12 protein-coding genes are annotated in these 15,953 nt (G+C 68.0%); all 12 read right to left on the bottom strand.

All coding sequences use genetic code 11. The features are described 5' to 3' along the window. Positions 1 to 2: 2 nt before the first annotated feature. Complete coding sequence (locus tag QRN67_RS28745) at positions 3 to 467, bottom strand: hypothetical protein (protein ID WP_285414630.1); 465 nt, start codon at positions 465 to 467, stop codon at positions 3 to 5. A gap of 759 nt (positions 468 to 1,226) precedes the next feature. Further along, positions 1,227 to 1,862 carry a response regulator transcription factor gene (locus QRN67_RS28740; RefSeq protein WP_106937168.1) on the bottom strand — a complete coding sequence of 212 codons (636 nt, stop codon included), beginning with the start codon at positions 1,860 to 1,862 and terminating at the stop codon, positions 1,227 to 1,229. Next, complete coding sequence (locus tag QRN67_RS28735; RefSeq protein ID WP_285414629.1) at positions 1,859 to 3,232, bottom strand: cache domain-containing protein; 1,374 nt, start codon at positions 3,230 to 3,232, stop codon at positions 1,859 to 1,861. Before QRN67_RS28735 ends, QRN67_RS28740 begins: the two co-directional genes overlap by 4 nt. Positions 3,233 to 3,299: 67 nt before the next feature. Beyond that, entirely contained in the window at positions 3,300 to 4,280 is a 981-nt protein-coding gene (locus tag QRN67_RS28730; protein ID WP_285414628.1) for a hypothetical protein, read from the bottom strand. Positions 4,281 to 4,294: 14 nt separating this feature from the next. Beyond that, complete coding sequence (locus QRN67_RS28725) at positions 4,295 to 5,512, bottom strand: MFS transporter (protein ID WP_106937165.1); 1,218 nt, start codon at positions 5,510 to 5,512, stop codon at positions 4,295 to 4,297. A gap of 106 nt (positions 5,513 to 5,618) precedes the next feature. Continuing rightward, positions 5,619 to 6,557, bottom strand: coding sequence for a DedA family protein/thiosulfate sulfurtransferase GlpE (locus tag QRN67_RS28720; protein ID WP_285414627.1), 939 nt, complete (start codon positions 6,555 to 6,557; stop codon positions 5,619 to 5,621). Between the two features lie 105 nt (positions 6,558 to 6,662). Continuing rightward, positions 6,663 to 8,039 (bottom strand): heavy metal sensor histidine kinase, encoded by a 1,377-nt coding sequence (locus QRN67_RS28715; protein WP_081270223.1) that lies wholly within the window; start codon positions 8,037 to 8,039, stop codon positions 6,663 to 6,665. Then, entirely contained in the window at positions 8,036 to 8,743 is a 708-nt protein-coding gene (locus tag QRN67_RS28710) for a heavy metal response regulator transcription factor (RefSeq protein WP_081270238.1), read from the bottom strand. The genes QRN67_RS28715 and QRN67_RS28710 overlap by 4 nt, the downstream gene beginning before the upstream one ends. 51 nt (positions 8,744 to 8,794) lie before the next feature. Further along, positions 8,795 to 11,965 carry an efflux RND transporter permease subunit gene (locus tag QRN67_RS28705; protein WP_081270222.1) on the bottom strand — a complete coding sequence of 1,057 codons (3,171 nt, stop codon included), beginning with the start codon at positions 11,963 to 11,965 and terminating at the stop codon, positions 8,795 to 8,797. Further along, entirely contained in the window at positions 11,962 to 13,191 is a 1,230-nt protein-coding gene (locus tag QRN67_RS28700; protein ID WP_285414626.1) for an efflux RND transporter periplasmic adaptor subunit, read from the bottom strand. The genes QRN67_RS28705 and QRN67_RS28700 overlap by 4 nt, the downstream gene beginning before the upstream one ends. A gap of 4 nt (positions 13,192 to 13,195) precedes the next feature. Further along, positions 13,196 to 14,701, bottom strand: a complete 1,506-nt coding sequence (locus tag QRN67_RS28695) for an efflux transporter outer membrane subunit (RefSeq protein WP_285414625.1) — start codon at positions 14,699 to 14,701, stop codon at positions 13,196 to 13,198. A 201-nt stretch (positions 14,702 to 14,902) separates the two neighbouring features. Continuing rightward, on the bottom strand, positions 14,903 to 15,913 hold the full coding sequence (locus tag QRN67_RS28690) for an aldo/keto reductase (RefSeq protein ID WP_081270219.1): 1,011 nt from the start codon (positions 15,911 to 15,913) through the stop codon (positions 14,903 to 14,905). Between the last annotated feature and the right edge of the window lie 40 nt (positions 15,914 to 15,953).

Raw genomic sequence — 15,953 nt, 5'->3', positions numbered from 1 at the left:
CGCTACACGGTGGGTTGTGCGAGCCATATCTGACTCGTGCACGAGGGGCACAGCAGGTAAGCCGAGTTATTGGCCCCATGGAGATAGCGCAGGACTGACTTCTGACCCTTGTCGAAACACGCTTGGCAAACGTAATGCACTGGTTCTGGGTTGGGCGTACTGTCGTTCGGGGTGCTCACGTAAGCGAAATTTCCGAAGCAAACCTCCGCCAAGCTATACCTACCGCGTTCGCTGAGCTTCGCCTGTAATTGCTTGTTCAGCTCCTCTGACTCTAAAAGACGCTTCTGGAGTTCCATGGACTCATTTAAGGCTCCGAAGACAGCATGCTGAGCGGACAGCAGCTTTTGGTTCATCTCGCTCACCGTCAGCGCTAGCTTGTTTGCATCGCGTATTCCCACAGCAGCAACGCCGAGGTCATAGGTGGTCTTGAGGCTGCTCGCTAGCCCCGTAAGAAGTGTGATGTCCATGGGTGAAAAATGTACCGTGAGGGGTATTGGGTCACTTGGCCACTGCCGAAAGCGGTCATTTGAACTGCGTAGATTCGAACGTCTTCTCGCAGTCAGAGGACGTTCCAAATCGGCAACGGAATGTCTGATCTTGGCCTAAAAGCGAAGTCTATCCCCGGCCAGCGGTGGTCAGCTTCCGCCGCAAAGCGGAAACGCGCGAATGGGGCCAAAAGGCCACGGTAAGCACCAAGCCATCGCTAGAGACTCGGCGCCCCGAGCCCCCTACCCAGCCGGACTCATCTCCTGAAACAACGCCACAGCCTCCCGCGCCAAATCCGAAGCAATCCAAAGCAGATTCTCCCGATGCGCCTCCCCCGCATCCTGGAACCATCCGTCCCCGGCGCCGTAGAAGCACCACAGCAGCGAGTTCAGTTGCTCCAGCTTGTTCTCGAGAAGATCGGACGCCCCCGGTGTAGTGGGAGTGGTCGCGTCCGCGGATGCCGGCCTTGCAGGCCCGGCCATAATTCGTCCAGCCATTTGGTGTGCTCGCTTTCCAAAGTAAATGCACGTCACTTGGTTAGACGGTCAAGGTGTTCGCGCACCTTGGCCGTCGCCTTTTGCGCTCCACGCCTGCATCAATGCGCGTTGCACCGGTAGCAGGGTGTGGAATCACAAGGGCATTCACTGTAGAGAAAACCAGCCCGGCGCGAGAAAAACTTCTGCCCAGAAGTTCTCGAATGGCGCAGGTATTCGCGATGCGACCGCTATCGGCCAGTCGAATCAGCTCTGCCCGAACTTCCGCGCGTGCTCCACGGCGTACTTGATCAGCTCCGCCTGCCCCTCGATGCCCAGCCGCCGCTTGATGCTCTGCCGGTGCGCCTCCACCGTGCGCACGCTCAGGCCGAGGTCGCGCGCGATCTGCTTGCTCGATTCCCCTCGCCCCAGCGCCGAGAGGATCTCGCTCTCTCGCGGCGTGAGCAGGGGGCGCGGCTCCTGCGTGCGGAAGAGCTTCTTCGACACGGCGGGGCTCAGGAAGGTGCCGCCCGCCGACACGGCCTCGATGGCCGCGACGATCTCCGCCGCCGGCGCGTCTTTCAGCACGTAGCCGCGCGCGCCGGCCTGCAGGGCCTTCTGCACGTACTCGGGGTTGTCGTACATGCTGAGCATCACGATGTGCGGCGCGCCCTGGCGCTGCAGCAGCAGGGCCGCAAGCTCGATGCCGTTCATGTCCTTCATGCCGACGTCCATGAGCATGAGGTCGGGCCGCACGCTGTCGACTTGCGCGAGCGCCTCGGCCGCGCTGCCGGCCTCGCCGACGATCTCCAGGTTGGGCATGCTGCCCAGCCGCGCGCGCAGGCCGTCGCGCACCAGCGGGTGGTCGTCCACCAGGAAGAGGCGAATGGTGTCGGCGGTCATGCGGATGCGGCCCTTGCGTTGCGGGCCGGCACTTCGGCCTCGATGGAGGTGCGGCCTTGGTTCGAGTGCATGGCCAGCTGCCCGCCTATGGCTTCCATGCGCTCGCGCATGTTGCGCAGGCCGATGCCGCGGCGCGGGTCGAGCTGCACGGCATCGATGTCGAAGCCGGTGCCGTCGTCGCTCACCTCGAGCCGCACGCCGTCTTTCTCGTCGAAGGCCAGCGCCACGTGCACGTGCTGTGCGTCGGCATGCTTGCGCACGTTGGTCAGCGCTTCCTGCGTGAGGCGGAAGAGCGCGGTCTTCACCTCGGGCTGCAGCTCGAAGGCTTCGCCCTCGATCATCATCGACGCATCGACGACGCCTTCGTCCCGGAACTCGTCGACCAGCCGCTCCAGCGCGGCGGGCAGGCCCAGGGTGTCGAGCAGCGCGGGGCGCAGCCGGTGCGATATGCGGCGCACCTCCAGCAGCGAATCGTTCAGCCTTTGCAGCGCCTTGGGCAGCGCGGTCGGCGTGGGCTGGTGCCGGCTTTCCAGCGACTCCACGGCCGATTCGATGAGCAGCTTGGCCGACACCAGCGTCTGGCTGGTGCCGTCGTGCAGTTCGCGCGCAAGGTGGCCGCGCTCTTCTTCCTGCGACTGCACCACGCGCCGCGCGAGCAGCCGCAGCTTGGCTTCGGCCGTGCGGTGTTCGCTGAGGTTCAGCAGCAGCCCGGCGGCGCTGACCACGCCCAGGCACAGCGCGGCAATGCCGGCTATCCACAGCAGCGTGGCGGTGACGTTGGCGTTCATCTGCCGGTCGAGGGTGTCCATGGTCGACTGGATGTCGTCCAGGTACAGGCCGGTGCCGACCATCCAGTTCCAGCGCGGCATGGCGGTGACGTAGCCGAGCTTGGGCGCCAGCTGCGCGCTCGACGGCTTGCGCCATTCGTATTCGACGTAGGCGCCGCCTTTTTCCTTCGCGCCCTTGATCAGGTCCTGGATGGTGTAGCGGCCTTGCGAATCGCGCATGCCCCAGAGGTTCTGGCCCACCAGCTCGGGCTGGCGCGAATGCATGAGGGAGTTGCCTTCCATGTCGTAGACGAAGAAGTAGCCGTCGTCGCCATAGTTGAGCGCGGCCAGCCGGCGCAGTGCCTCGTTGCGGGTGGCCTCGTCGTCCTGGCCGGATTCGTACAGCGGCAGCAGGTTGCTCACGGCCAGGTCCACGTAGCTGCGCAGTTCGCTGCGGCGCTGGGCCATGTAGCTGTTCTCGATGAGGGCGCGCTCGCGCTGGGCAAGGTCGTGCTCCTGGTGGCGCACGGCAAGGGCCACCAGCACCAGTGCGATGAGCAAGGGCGCGACGGCAAGCGCAACGATCTTGAGGCGGAGATTCATCGGGCGGCAAGCCTACCACCGCGCACTTCTGCCGATGCCGGCCGCCTGGGCGGGCTGCTGATGCTGCTCAGTCTTGCGGGTTCAACGCGGGCAGCAGGCCTCGGTCACTCAGTGCGTCGAGCAATGCCTCCTGCTCGGCGCCGCCTTGCAGGATCAGGTCGAGCCCCTTGCCCGCAGGAGGGCGGATGGCCAGGAAAGAAAATTCGTAGCCGATGCCGCTCGCACGGCGAAGGCTGATGCGCGATTGCAGCAGGTCGGACTGCCATTCGTCGTCGGTGCTGCGCAGCCGCGTACCGTGGAGCTCGAAGGCCCGCACACGCGAGGGCGCGAAGGTGCTGATCCGCGAGATCGGAACGGCCCAGACCAGCCAGGCAACCAGCGGCATGAGAACGCAGAGGCCCACCATGGTCTTCACGAATCCCGCATTCGACGCATTGAGCAGCAGCGCGATGCCACCTGCGCCCGCCAGCGCATAGCCCGCCCAGATCCACGCCAGAAAGCACCGCCAGCAGAAAACCAGGGCGCGGCTTTGCAGCGTGCCTGCCCGCGTTGCCTTGGCGCTGCCTGCCTGTGCAAGATAGTGGTTGAAGACCGGCACGAGTTCATCGACGGGCGCCGCCAGCATCAGCTTTCTGAATGGCCGTGTATGAACGATCAGGTAGTTGTCGCTGTCGGGAATGCCTTCGAGGGCCAGCACGTCGATCCAGTCGACGTGGCCGAGGCCCTGCACGGAGAAGCCGGCTTCGCCGATGTCGACGGGCGTGCATTCGCTGAACGGCCTGGCCCGGCCCTTGGCCAGCCAATGCGTCTCGACCCAGATCCATGCGCGCACAACGGCCACCAGGCCCACCAGCCACAGCGCCACGAGTGCGAGCAAGGCCAACATGTCCAGCGCGATGTGCCAGCCCTTGGCGTCCAGGTCGATCGCCCATGCCGCCCCGGCGACCAGCAACGCGGAGTAGGCCGTGCAGAGCACCAGGATGGGCCAGATGCCGCTGGCGTCTGTCTGGGTTACCTGGATGGAGCGCGAAAAAACCGGCGAACTCATCGGCTGCAAGGCAACTACCGGCTGGCCGCCGCCGCAGCAGGCTGCTGGCGGAACTCGGTCGCGTAGTACAGCAGCGCCACCAGCACATAGCCGCCACCCAGCAGGCACAGCCCGCTCCAGCCATGGAAGGCATACACGGCCGCCGCAATGCCGGAGGCCACCGCCGCGCAGATGAAGATGAAGGTCATGAACAGCCCGTTGAGCCGGCCGCGCAGCTCCGGCGCCAGCATGAAGAGGCTGCGGAAGTTGAGCACCTGGCACAGCTGCACCGCGCCATCGAGCAGGATGCCGGCCGCCACCAGCCCGGCCAGCGAGCGGTAGTGCATGGCCACCGCCCCCAGCAGGAAGGAGAACAGCGCCACCGCAATGGCGATGCCCGTGGCCGGACGGGTCAGCCCGCGGTCGGCCAGCCGGCCGGCGATGGGCGCCATGAGCGCACCGGCGGCGCCGGCCAGCGCGAATGCCGCGATGCCGCCCTGCCCCATGCCGAATTCATGCGCCAGCGCCAGCGGCACTGCCGTCCAGAAGGCCTGGAAGCCGGAGAACATCATTCCCTGGTACAGCCCGCGCCGGCGCAGCACCGGCGTGTTCCAGACGATGCCCGGCAGCGAGGCCATGGTGCGCGCATAGCCCACCGACGCGTGCGGGCGGCGCTGCGGCAGCACGCGCCACAGCACCACGATGAGCGCGGCCATCAGCACCGCCGACAGCCAGAACACCGCGCGCCAGCCCAATGCGGAAGCCACCATGCTGGCAAAGGGCCGCGCCAGCATGATGCCGCCGAGCAGGCCGGCCATGATGTTGCCGACCACCTTGCCGCGCGTGGCCTCGGGCGCCAGGTGCGAGGCAAAGGGCAGCAGCACCTGCGCCGCGACCGCGCATGCGCCCACCACGAAAGATGCGGCCAGGAAGGTGATGGCCGAGTCCGAGAGCGCGATGCCCACCAGCCCGATCACCGCGCCGAAGAGCGCGCCGACGATCAGCCGCCGGTTCTCGACCACGTCGGCCAGCGGCACCAGCAGCAGCAGGCCGGCGCCGTAGCCGAGCTGGGTGAGCGTCATGATGAGCCCGGCCAGGCCGGCGTGCAGCTGCAGCGTGTCGGAGATGGGGCCGATCAGCGGCTGCGCGTAATAGATGTTGGCCACGCACAGGCCGCAGGCCACGGCGAAGACCAGCGTCAGCAAGGGCGTGAGGCCGGCCGGTGAATGAGGAGTTTTGGAGGTTGAAGACACGAGGAATCCCGGTTTCTGCAGGGCAACCTCTAGGGTTATCCCGAGGGCCGGGGACCATAGCACGGGAGGCCGATTCGTGCAGATGGCCGCCGGGGCAACCCTGGATTCAATCCACGCTGGTCGGCCGGCCCGAGGCCACCCATGCGTCGAGCCCGCCGGTCAGCGGCAGCGCCCGGCGCGCGCCACGGGCCAGCAGCACGCGCGCAGCCTGCGCGGCCGAGACCTCGTTGGGGCAGTTGCAATACAGCACCACGTCGCGGCCCCGGGCATGCGACAGGTCGAGGTTGCGCTGCTGCAGCGCCTTGAGCGTGTACGGCATGGCGCCAGGAATGCGGCGCGGATCGACCTGCAAGCCGGCCTTGCCCCGCACGTCGATCACCAGCGGAGGTTCTTCGCTGGAGAGCAGTTCGTGCAGCTCGTCGACCGAGATGCGCGGCATGCCGGTGAGCCGCATGAAGGCGCGGCGGCGCCAGTAGCGCACCGCAAGAATCACCAGCAGCAGCACGCCCAGCGCCACCGTGGCGATGCCGCCGGCCTGCGCCATGATGGCCAGCACCTCCTGGATCTGGTTGCGGAAGACCCAGCCCAGCCCGAGGAACAGGCCGGTCCAGACCAGCGCCGCGCCAATGTCGAAGCCGATGAAGCGCCGCACCGACATGCCCAGCGCCCCCGCCATCGGCGGCGCCACCACCGACACGCCCGGCACGAACTTGGCCGCCACCAGCGACAGCCCGCCCCAGTCGGTGATGAGCGATTCGCCGCGCCGCACGCAGGTGTCGGGCGACAGCGAAATGCGGCACAAGAGGCGCATGAACCGGTAGCCGAAGCGCCGGCCCGCATAGAACCACGCCGCGTCGCCCAGCAGGTTGGCAACCACCGCGGCCAGCACCACCCCGGGCACCGACACGTCGCCCGCCGCCAGCAGCGCGCCGGTGAGCACCAGCACGGCGGCCGCCGGCACGGGCAGCCCCAGGCGCGCGGCGAAGCTGACGGCAAACACCACCAGAATGGCGTTCTGCACGAGCAGCGACATCAGCTGCGCCATGCGGACTTTCGGGGGGGTCGGGAGGGGTTCATGCCACCGGCGATTGTCCCGCATGCCGCAAGAACGCACCGCCCAACGGTCATTCGCGCGATGCGCCGGGCAGTGCTACCTCGCAACGCTGAAGCCGAAGTTGTTCAGCCCGCCCTGGCGCGACGCGCCGACCTGCCCGCCGTGCATGCTCGCCACCGCCTTCACGATGGCCAGCCCGAGCCCGTGGCCGTGATGCTCGCCGCGGTCGTTGCGCGAGGCATCGGCGCGGTAGAAGCGATCGAACAGGTGCGGCAGGTGCCGCGCATCGATGGGCGCGCCGGGGTTGGACACGGTGATCCAGGTCACGGCCTCTTCCTCGCGCAGCGTGACGGCGATGTGCGCGCCCGGCTCCGAATGCTCGATGGCGTTCTGCAGCAGGTTCGACATGGCGCGGCGGAACAGCGCGCTTTCCAGCCGGGCCTCGGTGTGCACGTCGCCCTCGATGGAGACCTGCGTGCGGGTCTCGTCGAGCACGAACTCGAAGAACTCGATGGTCTTGTGCACCTCCTGCGCCACCGGCGTGAGCACCAGGCCGGTGGCCACCTCGCCGCGGTCGGCGCGCGCGAGGAACAGCATGTCGTTGACGATGGAGCGCACCCGCTCCAGGTCTTCCAGGTTGGCCTGCAGCACTTCCTGGAACTCGCCCGCGCTGCGCTGGCGCGACAGCGCCACCTGCGTGCTGCCGATGAGGTTGGCCAGCGGCGTGCGCAGCTCGTGCGCCACGTCGGCGTTGAAGGCCTCGAGCTGGCCGTAGGCCTCTTCGAGCCGGGCGAGCGCGCCGTTGAAGGCCTCGGTCAGCGCCGACAGCTCCACCGGCAGCGGCTCGGAGCGCAGCCGCTGCGACAGCGTCTTGGGCCGCAGCGCCTGCGCCTCGCGCGACAGCCGCTCCAGCGGCCGCAGCCCCACGCGCGCGATCCAGTAGCCGGCCACCGCCACCACCAGCACCGCGCCCAGCCCGAGCCCGATCAGCGCGGTCAGGAAGGCCTGGCGCGTGCGCTCGTACGGCTCGGTGTTGTGCCCGACGATCAGCCGCACCGCCGGCCGCTGGTCGAGGGGATCGATGTGCACCGACAGCGTGCGGAACGGCCGCGCCTGCCCCGGCAGCTCGATGACGCTGCTGTGGCCGTTGGCCTCGCGCGTGAGGCCGTCTATTTCTGCCAGGCCCTTGCCGTACTGGAAGCGCGGATCGTCGCTGAGCACCCAGAAGCGCACGCTGCCGTCGGCGGGCGTGAGCGCATCCATGCGCGCCTGCACGCGCGACCAGCGCTCGGGGGTGCCGATGGCCTTGATCCAGAACTGCAGGTTCTTGAGGGTGGTGTCCAGTTCTTCGTACTGGTGCCGCTCCAGCTCGCGCGCCAGCACGTTCTGCAGCGCGAAGCCCGCCAGCGCGAACGTCGCGAGCGCCACCGCCGCGAACATGAGCACCAGCCGGGCGGTGATGGAGCGCTTCACGGCGCCTGGCCCTCGGCCTGCGCGTCGCGCACCTCCATCACGTAGCCCATGCCGCGGATGGTGTGCAGCAGCTTGGGGCTGAAGGGCACGTCGATCTTGTCGCGCAGCCGCTTGATGGCCACCTCAACCACGTTGGTGTTGCTGTCGAAGTTCATGTCCCACACCAGCTCGGCGATGGCCGTCTTCGACAGGATCTCGCCCTGGCGCCGGGCCAGCACGGCCAGCAGCGCGAATTCCTTGGCGGTGAGGTCGATGCGGGTGCTGCCGCCACCACTGCCACGAAATGCCTTGCGCGCCAGCAGGTCGATCTGCAGGTCGGCAATGCGCAGCTGCATCGGCTCCTGCTTGCGGCCGCGCCGGTTCAGCGCCTGCAGCCGCGCCAGCAGCTCCAGAAAAGAGAAGGGCTTGATGAGGTAGTCGTCCGCGCCTTCGTGCAGGCCCTTGATGCGGTCCTCCACCCGGTCGCGCGCGGTGAGCATGATGACCGGCGTCTGCTTCACGGCGCGCAGCTCGCGCAGCACCGAGAAGCCGTCCTGCCCCGGCAGCATCACGTCGAGCACGATCACGTCGTAGTCGTGCGTGAGCGCCAGGTGCTGGCCGTCGATGCCGTTGTGTGCCATGTCGACCGCGCAGCCCTGCTCGGTCAGCCCCTTGGAGAGGTAGTCCGCGGTTCTCAGTTCGTCTTCGACAATCAGGATCTTCATGGCGTCTTCTTCTGTGTCTCCGTCCCTGCCCATGATGTCAGCCGGCGCTCGTCAATGCGCCTCGGCCGGCACCGGCGCCTTGCCTTCCTTCCCGGCTTTCCTGGCCTTGCGCGCTTCCTTGCGGCTCAGATACCAGTAGTGGGCGCGGTCGAGGTACAGGTAGACCACCGGGGTCGTGAACAGGGTGAGTGCCTGCGAGAGTATCAGCCCGCCGACCATCGCGTAGCCCAGCGGGCGGCGCAGCTCGGAACCCGATCCGTGGCCCAGCATCAGCGGCAGGCCTGAGAGCAGCGCGCACATGGTGGTCATCATGATCGGGCGGAAGCGCAGCAGGCAGGCCTGGTAGATGGCGTCGTGCGGCGACATGCCCTGCTCCCGCTCCGCCTTGAGCGCGAAGTCGATCATCATGATGCCGTTCTTCTTCACGATGCCGATGAGCAGGATGATGCCGATGAGCGCGATCACGCTCAGGTCGTAGCCGCCGGCCATCAATATCAGCAGCGCCCCCACGCCGGCCGAGGGCAGCGTCGAGAGAATCGTCAGCGGGTGGATGTAGCTCTCGTACAGCAGGCCCAGCACGATGTACACCGCCACCAGCGCCGCGGCAATCAGGTAGGGCTGGGAGGCCAGCGAGTCCTGGAAGGCCTGCGCCGTACCCTGGAACGAGCCGGTCAGCGACTGCGGCAGGCCCATGTCGGCCTGCGCCTTGTTGATGGCGTTCACCGCGTCGCCCAGCGCCACGCCCGGTGCCAGGTTGAACGAGATGGTCACTGCCGGGAACTGGCCCTGGTGGCTGATCGACAGGTAAGCCGTCTTGCTGGTGTCCACCTTCACGAAAGTCGACAGCGGCACCTGCTGCCCGGTGATGGGCGAGCTCAGGTAGAGCTTGCTGAAGAGCGTCGGGTCCTGCTGCAGGCTGGGCGTGACCTCCAGCACCACGTGGTAGCTGTTGAGCTGCGTGAAGTACTGCGCCACCTGGCGCTGGCCGATCGCGTCGTAGAGCGTGGCGTCGATGGTGGCCGGCGTGATGCCGAAGCTCGATGCGCGGTCGCGGTCGATGGTCAGCACGGCCGACGCGGCGGCGTTCTGCTGGTCGGTGGCCAGGTCGGTGAGCTCCGGCAGCTGCTTGAAGCGCGCGAGCAGCTTGGGCGCCCAGGTGTTGAGCTCGCCCAGGTCGGCGTCGGTCACCGTGTACTGGTACTGCGTGCGCGAAGCACGCCCGCCCACGCGGATGTCCTGTCCCGCCTGCAGGAACAGGTTCACGCCCTGCACCTTGGCCAGTTGCGGGCGCAGCCGCGTGATGATCTCGTCGGCGGTGGCGGTGCGGCCCTCGTCCTTGGGCTTCAGGCTGATGAAGAAGTTGCCGGTGTTGTAGGTGGAAGAGCTGCCGTTCATGCCGAAGCCGGTCACGTCGGGGTCCTTGCGCACCACGTCGGCCAGCTGGAGCATGCGCGCGTTCATCGACGCGAAGGAAGCGTCCTGCCCCGACTCGGCAAAGCCCGAGATGAAGCCGGTGTCCTGCTGCGGGAAGAAGCCCTTGGGAATCACCGCGAACAGCACGCCCGTGGCGGCCACCGTGGCAATGAACACCATCAGCGTGATGAACTGGTGGTCCAGCACCACGTGCAGCCCGCGCTTGTAGCCGCTGAGCATGGCGTCGAAGCCGCGCTCGAACAGCAGGTACAGCCGCCCGTGCTTGCTGCCGTGCTCGTTCTTGAGGAAGCGCGAGCACAGCATGGGCGTCAGCGTGAGCGAGATGACCACGCTCACCACGATGGTCAGCGTGACCGTGACCGCGAACTCGCGGAAGAGGCGCCCCACGATGCCGCCCATGAGCAGCAGCGGAATGAACACCGCCACCAGCGACACCGAGATCGAGATGATGGTGAAGCCGATCTCGCCCGCGCCCTTGTAGGCCGCCTCCATCGCCGTCATGCCCTCTTCGACGTAGCGATAGATGTTCTCCAGCATCACGATGGCGTCGTCCACCACGAAGCCGACCGCGATGGTCAGCGCCATGAGCGAGAGGTTGTCCAGGCTGTAGCCCAGCAGGTACATCACGGCCACCGTGCCCAGCAGCGCGAGCGGCACCGTCACGCTGGGAATGAGCGTGGCCGGCACGTTGCGCAGGAATACGAAGATCACGGCCACCACCAGCACGATGGTCAGCAACAGGGTGAACTCCACGTCCTTCACCGATGCGCGGATGGTCTGCGTGCGGTCGATGATGGCGTTGACGTCGATGGTCGGCGGAATCGAGGCCTTCAGCCGCGGCAGCGCCGCGTTGATGCGGTCAACCGTCTCGATGACGTTGGCGCCCGGCTGCTTGGTGATGGCGAGCACGATGGAGCGGCCGTTCTGCACGTTGCTGCCGGCCGGCGCGGCGGCACCGGCGTAGGCCCAGCCGGCAATCTTGGAGTTCTCGGGGCCGTCGACCGCCACGCCCAGGTCGCGCACGCGGATGGGCGCGCCGTTGCGGTAGGCCAGCACCACGTCGTTCCAGGGCTGTGCCTTGAGCAGCTGGTCATTGGTGTAGACGGTGAAGCTCTGGTTGGGCCCGTCGATGGTGCCCTTGGGCGCGTTCACGGTGGCCGACGAGAGCACGGTGCGCACGTCTTCCAGGCTCAAGCCCAGCGCGGCGAGCTTGGCCGGGTCGACCTGTATGCGCACGGCCGGCTTCTGCACCCCGCCGATGTTGACCAGGCCCACGCCCGATATCTGCGATATCTGCTGCGCGAGGATGTTGTCGGCATAGTCGTTCACCTCGGTCAGCGGCAGCGTCTTCGACTGCACCGACAGGATGAGGATGGGCGCGTCGGCCGGGTTCACCTTGCGGAACGTGGGCGGGCTCGGCAGGTTGGCCGGTAGCTGGCCGGTGGAGGCGTTGATGGCGGCCTGCACGTCGAGCGCGGCGGCGTCGATGCTGCGGTCGAGGTCGAACTGCAGCGTGATCTGGGTGTTGCCCAGGCCGCTGGTGGACGTCATCTGCGACAGGCCCGCGATCAGCGAGAAGTTGCGCTCCAGCGGCTGCGCGACGTTGGAGGCCATGGTCTCCGGACTGGCGCCGGGCAGGCTGGCCGAGACCTGGATGGTAGGAAAGTCGACCTGCGGCAGCGGCGCCACCGGCAGCAGCGGAAACACCGCCGCACCGACCAGCAGGATGGCCAGCGCCAGCAGCGTGGTGCCGATGGGGCGCTTGATGAATGTGGCGGAGATGCTCAATTGCTGCTCCCGCCGGCGGGCTTGTTGGCGTCGGCGCCGCCACCGGCCGCGCCCTTCTGCGCGGGCGGCGGCTCCACGACGGTGGCGCCGGGCTTGAGCTTGTACTGGCCATCCACCACCACGCGCTGGTTCGCGCTCAGGCCCTTGTCGATCACGGCCGTGCCGTCGGCGATCTGCACCACGTGCACCGGCACGTTGCCGACCTTGTTCTGGTCATCGACCACCCAGACGTAGGTGCTGTCCTGGCCGCGCTGCACGGCGGCGGCGGGCACGGTGAGCGAGTCGGGCCGGCGGTCAAGCTGCAGCCGCACGTTGACGTACTGGCCGGGCCACAGCGAATGCTGCGGGTTGGCGAAGCTGCCCTTGAGCTGCACGGTGCCACTGGTGGTGTCGATCTGGTTGTTCAGCAGGATGAGCTTGCCGGTGCCCAGCATCTGCGCGCCGCTGCGGTCGTAGGCCACCACCGTGAGCGGCTGGCTGCTTTTCTGCTGCAGGCGGTTGATGTCCTGCACCGCGTCTTCGGGCAGCGTGAACTGCACGGCGATGGGGTCGATCTGGTTGATGACCACCAGCCCGTTGGTGTCGGCCGCGTGCACGATGTTGCCGGGGTCCACCAGCCGCGCGCCGACGCGGCCGTCCATCGGCGACGAGATGCGCGTGAAGCTGAGCTGCACTTCGGCGTACTTCACCTGCGCGGCATCGTTCTGCACGGTGGCCTCGAGCTGGTTGACCAGTGCCTTCTGCGTGTCGAGCTGCTGCTGCGTGGCCGCGTCCTGCGCGATCAGCGTGGTGTAGCGCTTGAGGTCGGCGCGGGCGTTGGCAAGCGTGGCCTGGTCCTTCGCCCGGGTGGCCTGCGCCTGCGCGAGCTGCGCCTGCAGCGTGCGCGGGTCGAGCTGCGCGAGCATCTGCCCGGCCTTCACGTCCTGCCCTTCCACGAAGCCGACCTTGTCGAGCTGCCCGTCGATGCGGGCCTTGACGGTGACGGTGGCCATCGAGGCCACGGTGCCGATGCCGCTGCGGTAGACCTGCACGTCCTGCTGCTTGACGCGCGCCGTGGTCACCTGCACCGGCGGCGCTGCCTGGGCGGCCTCGTGCTTGGCGGCATGGGCGGAATGGTGGGTGAGCGCCCAGGTGCCGCCGCCCAGCACCAGCACAAGCGCGGCGGTGGCGAGCCAGGTCGATCGGCGCTGGAACAGGGGGTGGGCGGTGGTGGGTGTGGTCGTCATGGCATCAATTCCTGGAAATCTTGTCGGCGCCGGAGCTTGTGCCGGCCTGGGCATCGGCGGCGCTCCAGCCGCCACCCGTGGCCGCGATCAGCGAGACGCTGGCGGCCAGCTGCCGGCCCAGCACTTGCGCGGCGGTGCGCTGGTTGGTGAGCGACAGCGTCTGCGCCGTCACCACGCTCAGGTAGGTGGCCGTGCCGGCGCGGTACTGGGCCAGGGCCAGCCGCTCTGCAAGCTGGGCGGAGCGCACGGCGTCGGCCTGCAGCGTGGATTCGCTGTCGAGCACGCGCAGGGTGGCCAGGTCGTCTTCCACCTGCTGGAAGCCGCCGAGCACGGTCTGCTTGTATTGCGCGACGGAGGCGTCGTAGGCGGCCACGGCCTGGTCGGTGTGGGCCTTGCGCAGGCCGCCGTCGAACACGGTCTGCGCAAGCGCCGCGCCCAGCGACCACACGCGGCTGGGCGTGTTGAAGAGCGTGGCCAGGCTGGCCGCGCTGAAGCCGCCGCTGGCGCTGAGCGTGATCTGCGGGTAGTAAGCCGCCTTGGCGACGCCGATGTTGGCGTTGGCGGCCTGCACCCGGCGCTCGGCGCCGGCGATGTCGGGCCGGCGCTCGAGCAGTTCCGACGGCAGGCCCGCGGGCGACACCGGCAGCTGCACATGCAGTGCCGAGGCCGAGGAAAGCGATTCGGCCGTCTGCGGCTGGCCCGAAGATTCCAGCGGCGGCAGCGAGAACGAAGCCGGCGCCTGCCCGGTCAGCACGGCGATGGCGTGCTCGAGCTGCGCGCGCTGCGCTTCGAGGTCGACCGCCTGCGCCTGCGCGGTCTTGAGCTGGCTTTCGGCCAGCGCCACGTCGGAGCGCAGCACGGTGCCGGCGGCGTACTGGTGCTGCGTGAGTTCGAGCGCCTTGGCATAGGCGGCGGTGGTGCTGGCGTACAGGTCGCGCTCGAGGTCGATGACGCGGATCTGCAGGTAGTCCTGCGCGAGCGTGGTCTGGATGCTCAGGCGCGCGCCGGCCAGGTCGTCGGCGCTGGCCTGCTCGCTGGCGGTGCCCGCCTCCACCGAGCGGCGCACCGAGCCCCACAGGTCGGGCTCCCAGCTCGCGCCCAGGCCCAGGGTGTCGGTGGTGCCCAGCTTGACGACGCCGGTGCTGTTGCTCTGCGCCCGCACGGCGCCGGCGTTCAGGCCGACGGTCGGGAAGAAGTTGGCGCGCGCCGCCGCGGTGATGGCCTGCGCCTGGCGGTACTGGGCCTCGGCGACGCGGATGTTCTGGTTGGCCGCGTTGGCCTGCACCATCAGCGCACCGAGGGTGCTGTCGCCGTAGGCGTCCCACCAGGGATGCTCGGCGTCGATGGTCTGCGGCGCGGCGGTTTTCCAGGGGCCGCCGGTTTCCTTGAAGGCGGTGGGCACGTCCATCTGCGGGCGGACGTAATCGGGACCGACGGCGCACCCCGCAAGGAGCAGGACGGCCAGCGCGAGGGCCGCGCGCGATAGAGGGGGTGCGTCAGGGAGGACCATGATGGGGCCACTCTAGGCAACCCCTTCAAACCCCTCGCTGTCGACTAACTGACAGTTCTGACAGTTTCCGCTTTGCTCCCTCCCCCGCTGGGGGAGGGTTGGGGTGGGGGCACGGCGGCGCTCGATGACGCATTGCGCTTATCCGAGGTCCTGCCCCCATCCCGGCCTTCCCCCAGAGGGGGAAGGAGAAATACGACGAACTCAGCGTGGTGCGTCGCCTTTGCGGTATTCGGCGGTCAGTTCGTCGAGCTTCTGCTTCAGCGCCGGATCGAGCTTGTATTCGGCAGCCGCCAGCGTCGCATCGAGCTGGTCGGGACGGCTCGCGCCGAGCAGCGGCGCGGTGATCAGCGGGTTCGCCATGACCCACGCCACGGCCAGCGTGGCCAGCGGCACGCCGGCTTCGTCCGCCAGCTTGTGCAGTTGCGCCACGGTGTTGAAGCTGCGTTCGTTCCAGTAGCGGTCCTGGTACATGTTGCCGGCGGTGCCGAGGGTGAAGCGGGTGTTGTCCTCGGGCTTGGCGCCGGCCTTGTACTTGCCGGTGAGCAGGCCGCCGGCCAGCGGGTTGTAGGGAATCACGCCCAGGCCCTCTTCGCCCGCCAGCGGCAGCAGCTCGCGCTCGATCTCGCGGAACAGCAGGCTGTAGCGCGGCTGCACCGACACATAGCGCGTGAGCTTGTGCAGCTCGGCCTTGCCCAGCGCGCGGGCCAGCCGGTAGGCCAGGAAGTTCGACACGCCCACGTAGCGCGCGCGGCCCGACTTCACGATGACGTCGAGCGCCTCCAGGCTTTCCTCGAGCGGCGTCTCGCGGTCGTCGCTGTGCAGCTGGTACAGGTCGACGTGGTCGGTCTGCAGCCGCTTGAGCGACGCGTCGATGGCGTCCAGCAGGTGCTTGCGCGACGCGCCCTGGTCCCAGCTGTTGGGGCCGACCTTGCCGACCGCCTTGGTGGCGACCACGAAACGGCGGCGGCCCACCGGCCCTTGCTTCTGCAGCCAGCGGCCGATGATTTCTTCGGTGCGCCCGGTGGTCTCGACGGTGCCGCCGAGCGGGTACACGTCGGCCGTGTCCAGGAAGTTGATGCCGCCCTCGGCCGCCTTGTCGAGGATCTGGTGCGACACGGTCTCGTCGGTCTGCAGGCCGAAGGTCATGGTGCCCAGGGCCAGGCGGGACACGGTGAGGCCGGTGCGGCCGAGACGGGTGGTGGGAATGCTCATGGTGTTCGGTTCTCGCTCAGGGGAGATGAGAAATGAGGAT

Origin of the sequence: Variovorax sp. efr-133-TYG-130 (assembly GCF_030208835.1) — a bacterium.
Classification (GTDB): domain Bacteria; phylum Pseudomonadota; class Gammaproteobacteria; order Burkholderiales; family Burkholderiaceae_C; genus Variovorax.
This window is presented reverse-complemented; position numbering and strand designations above follow the sequence as displayed.

Excerpts from the sequence above, each read along its gene's own strand:
- QRN67_RS28720 (WP_285414627.1), bottom strand. The coding sequence starts at position 6,557 with ATGGCGCAGCTGATGTCGCTGCTCGTGCAGAACGCCATTCTGGTGGTG.
- QRN67_RS28710 (WP_081270238.1), bottom strand. The coding sequence starts at position 8,743 with ATGAAGATCCTGATTGTCGAAGACGAACTGAGAACCGCGGACTACCTC.
- QRN67_RS28690 (WP_081270219.1), bottom strand. The coding sequence starts at position 15,913 with ATGAGCATTCCCACCACCCGTCTCGGCCGCACCGGCCTCACCGTGTCC.
- QRN67_RS28730 (WP_285414628.1), bottom strand. The coding sequence starts at position 4,280 with ATGAGTTCGCCGGTTTTTTCGCGCTCCATCCAGGTAACCCAGACAGAC.
- QRN67_RS28740 (WP_106937168.1), bottom strand. The coding sequence starts at position 1,862 with ATGACCGCCGACACCATTCGCCTCTTCCTGGTGGACGACCACCCGCTG.
- QRN67_RS28735 (WP_285414629.1), bottom strand. The coding sequence starts at position 3,232 with ATGAATCTCCGCCTCAAGATCGTTGCGCTTGCCGTCGCGCCCTTGCTC.
- QRN67_RS28700 (WP_285414626.1), bottom strand. The coding sequence starts at position 13,191 with ATGACGACCACACCCACCACCGCCCACCCCCTGTTCCAGCGCCGATCG.
- QRN67_RS28695 (WP_285414625.1), bottom strand. The coding sequence starts at position 14,701 with ATGGTCCTCCCTGACGCACCCCCTCTATCGCGCGCGGCCCTCGCGCTG.
- QRN67_RS28745 (WP_285414630.1), bottom strand. The coding sequence starts at position 467 with ATGGACATCACACTTCTTACGGGGCTAGCGAGCAGCCTCAAGACCACC.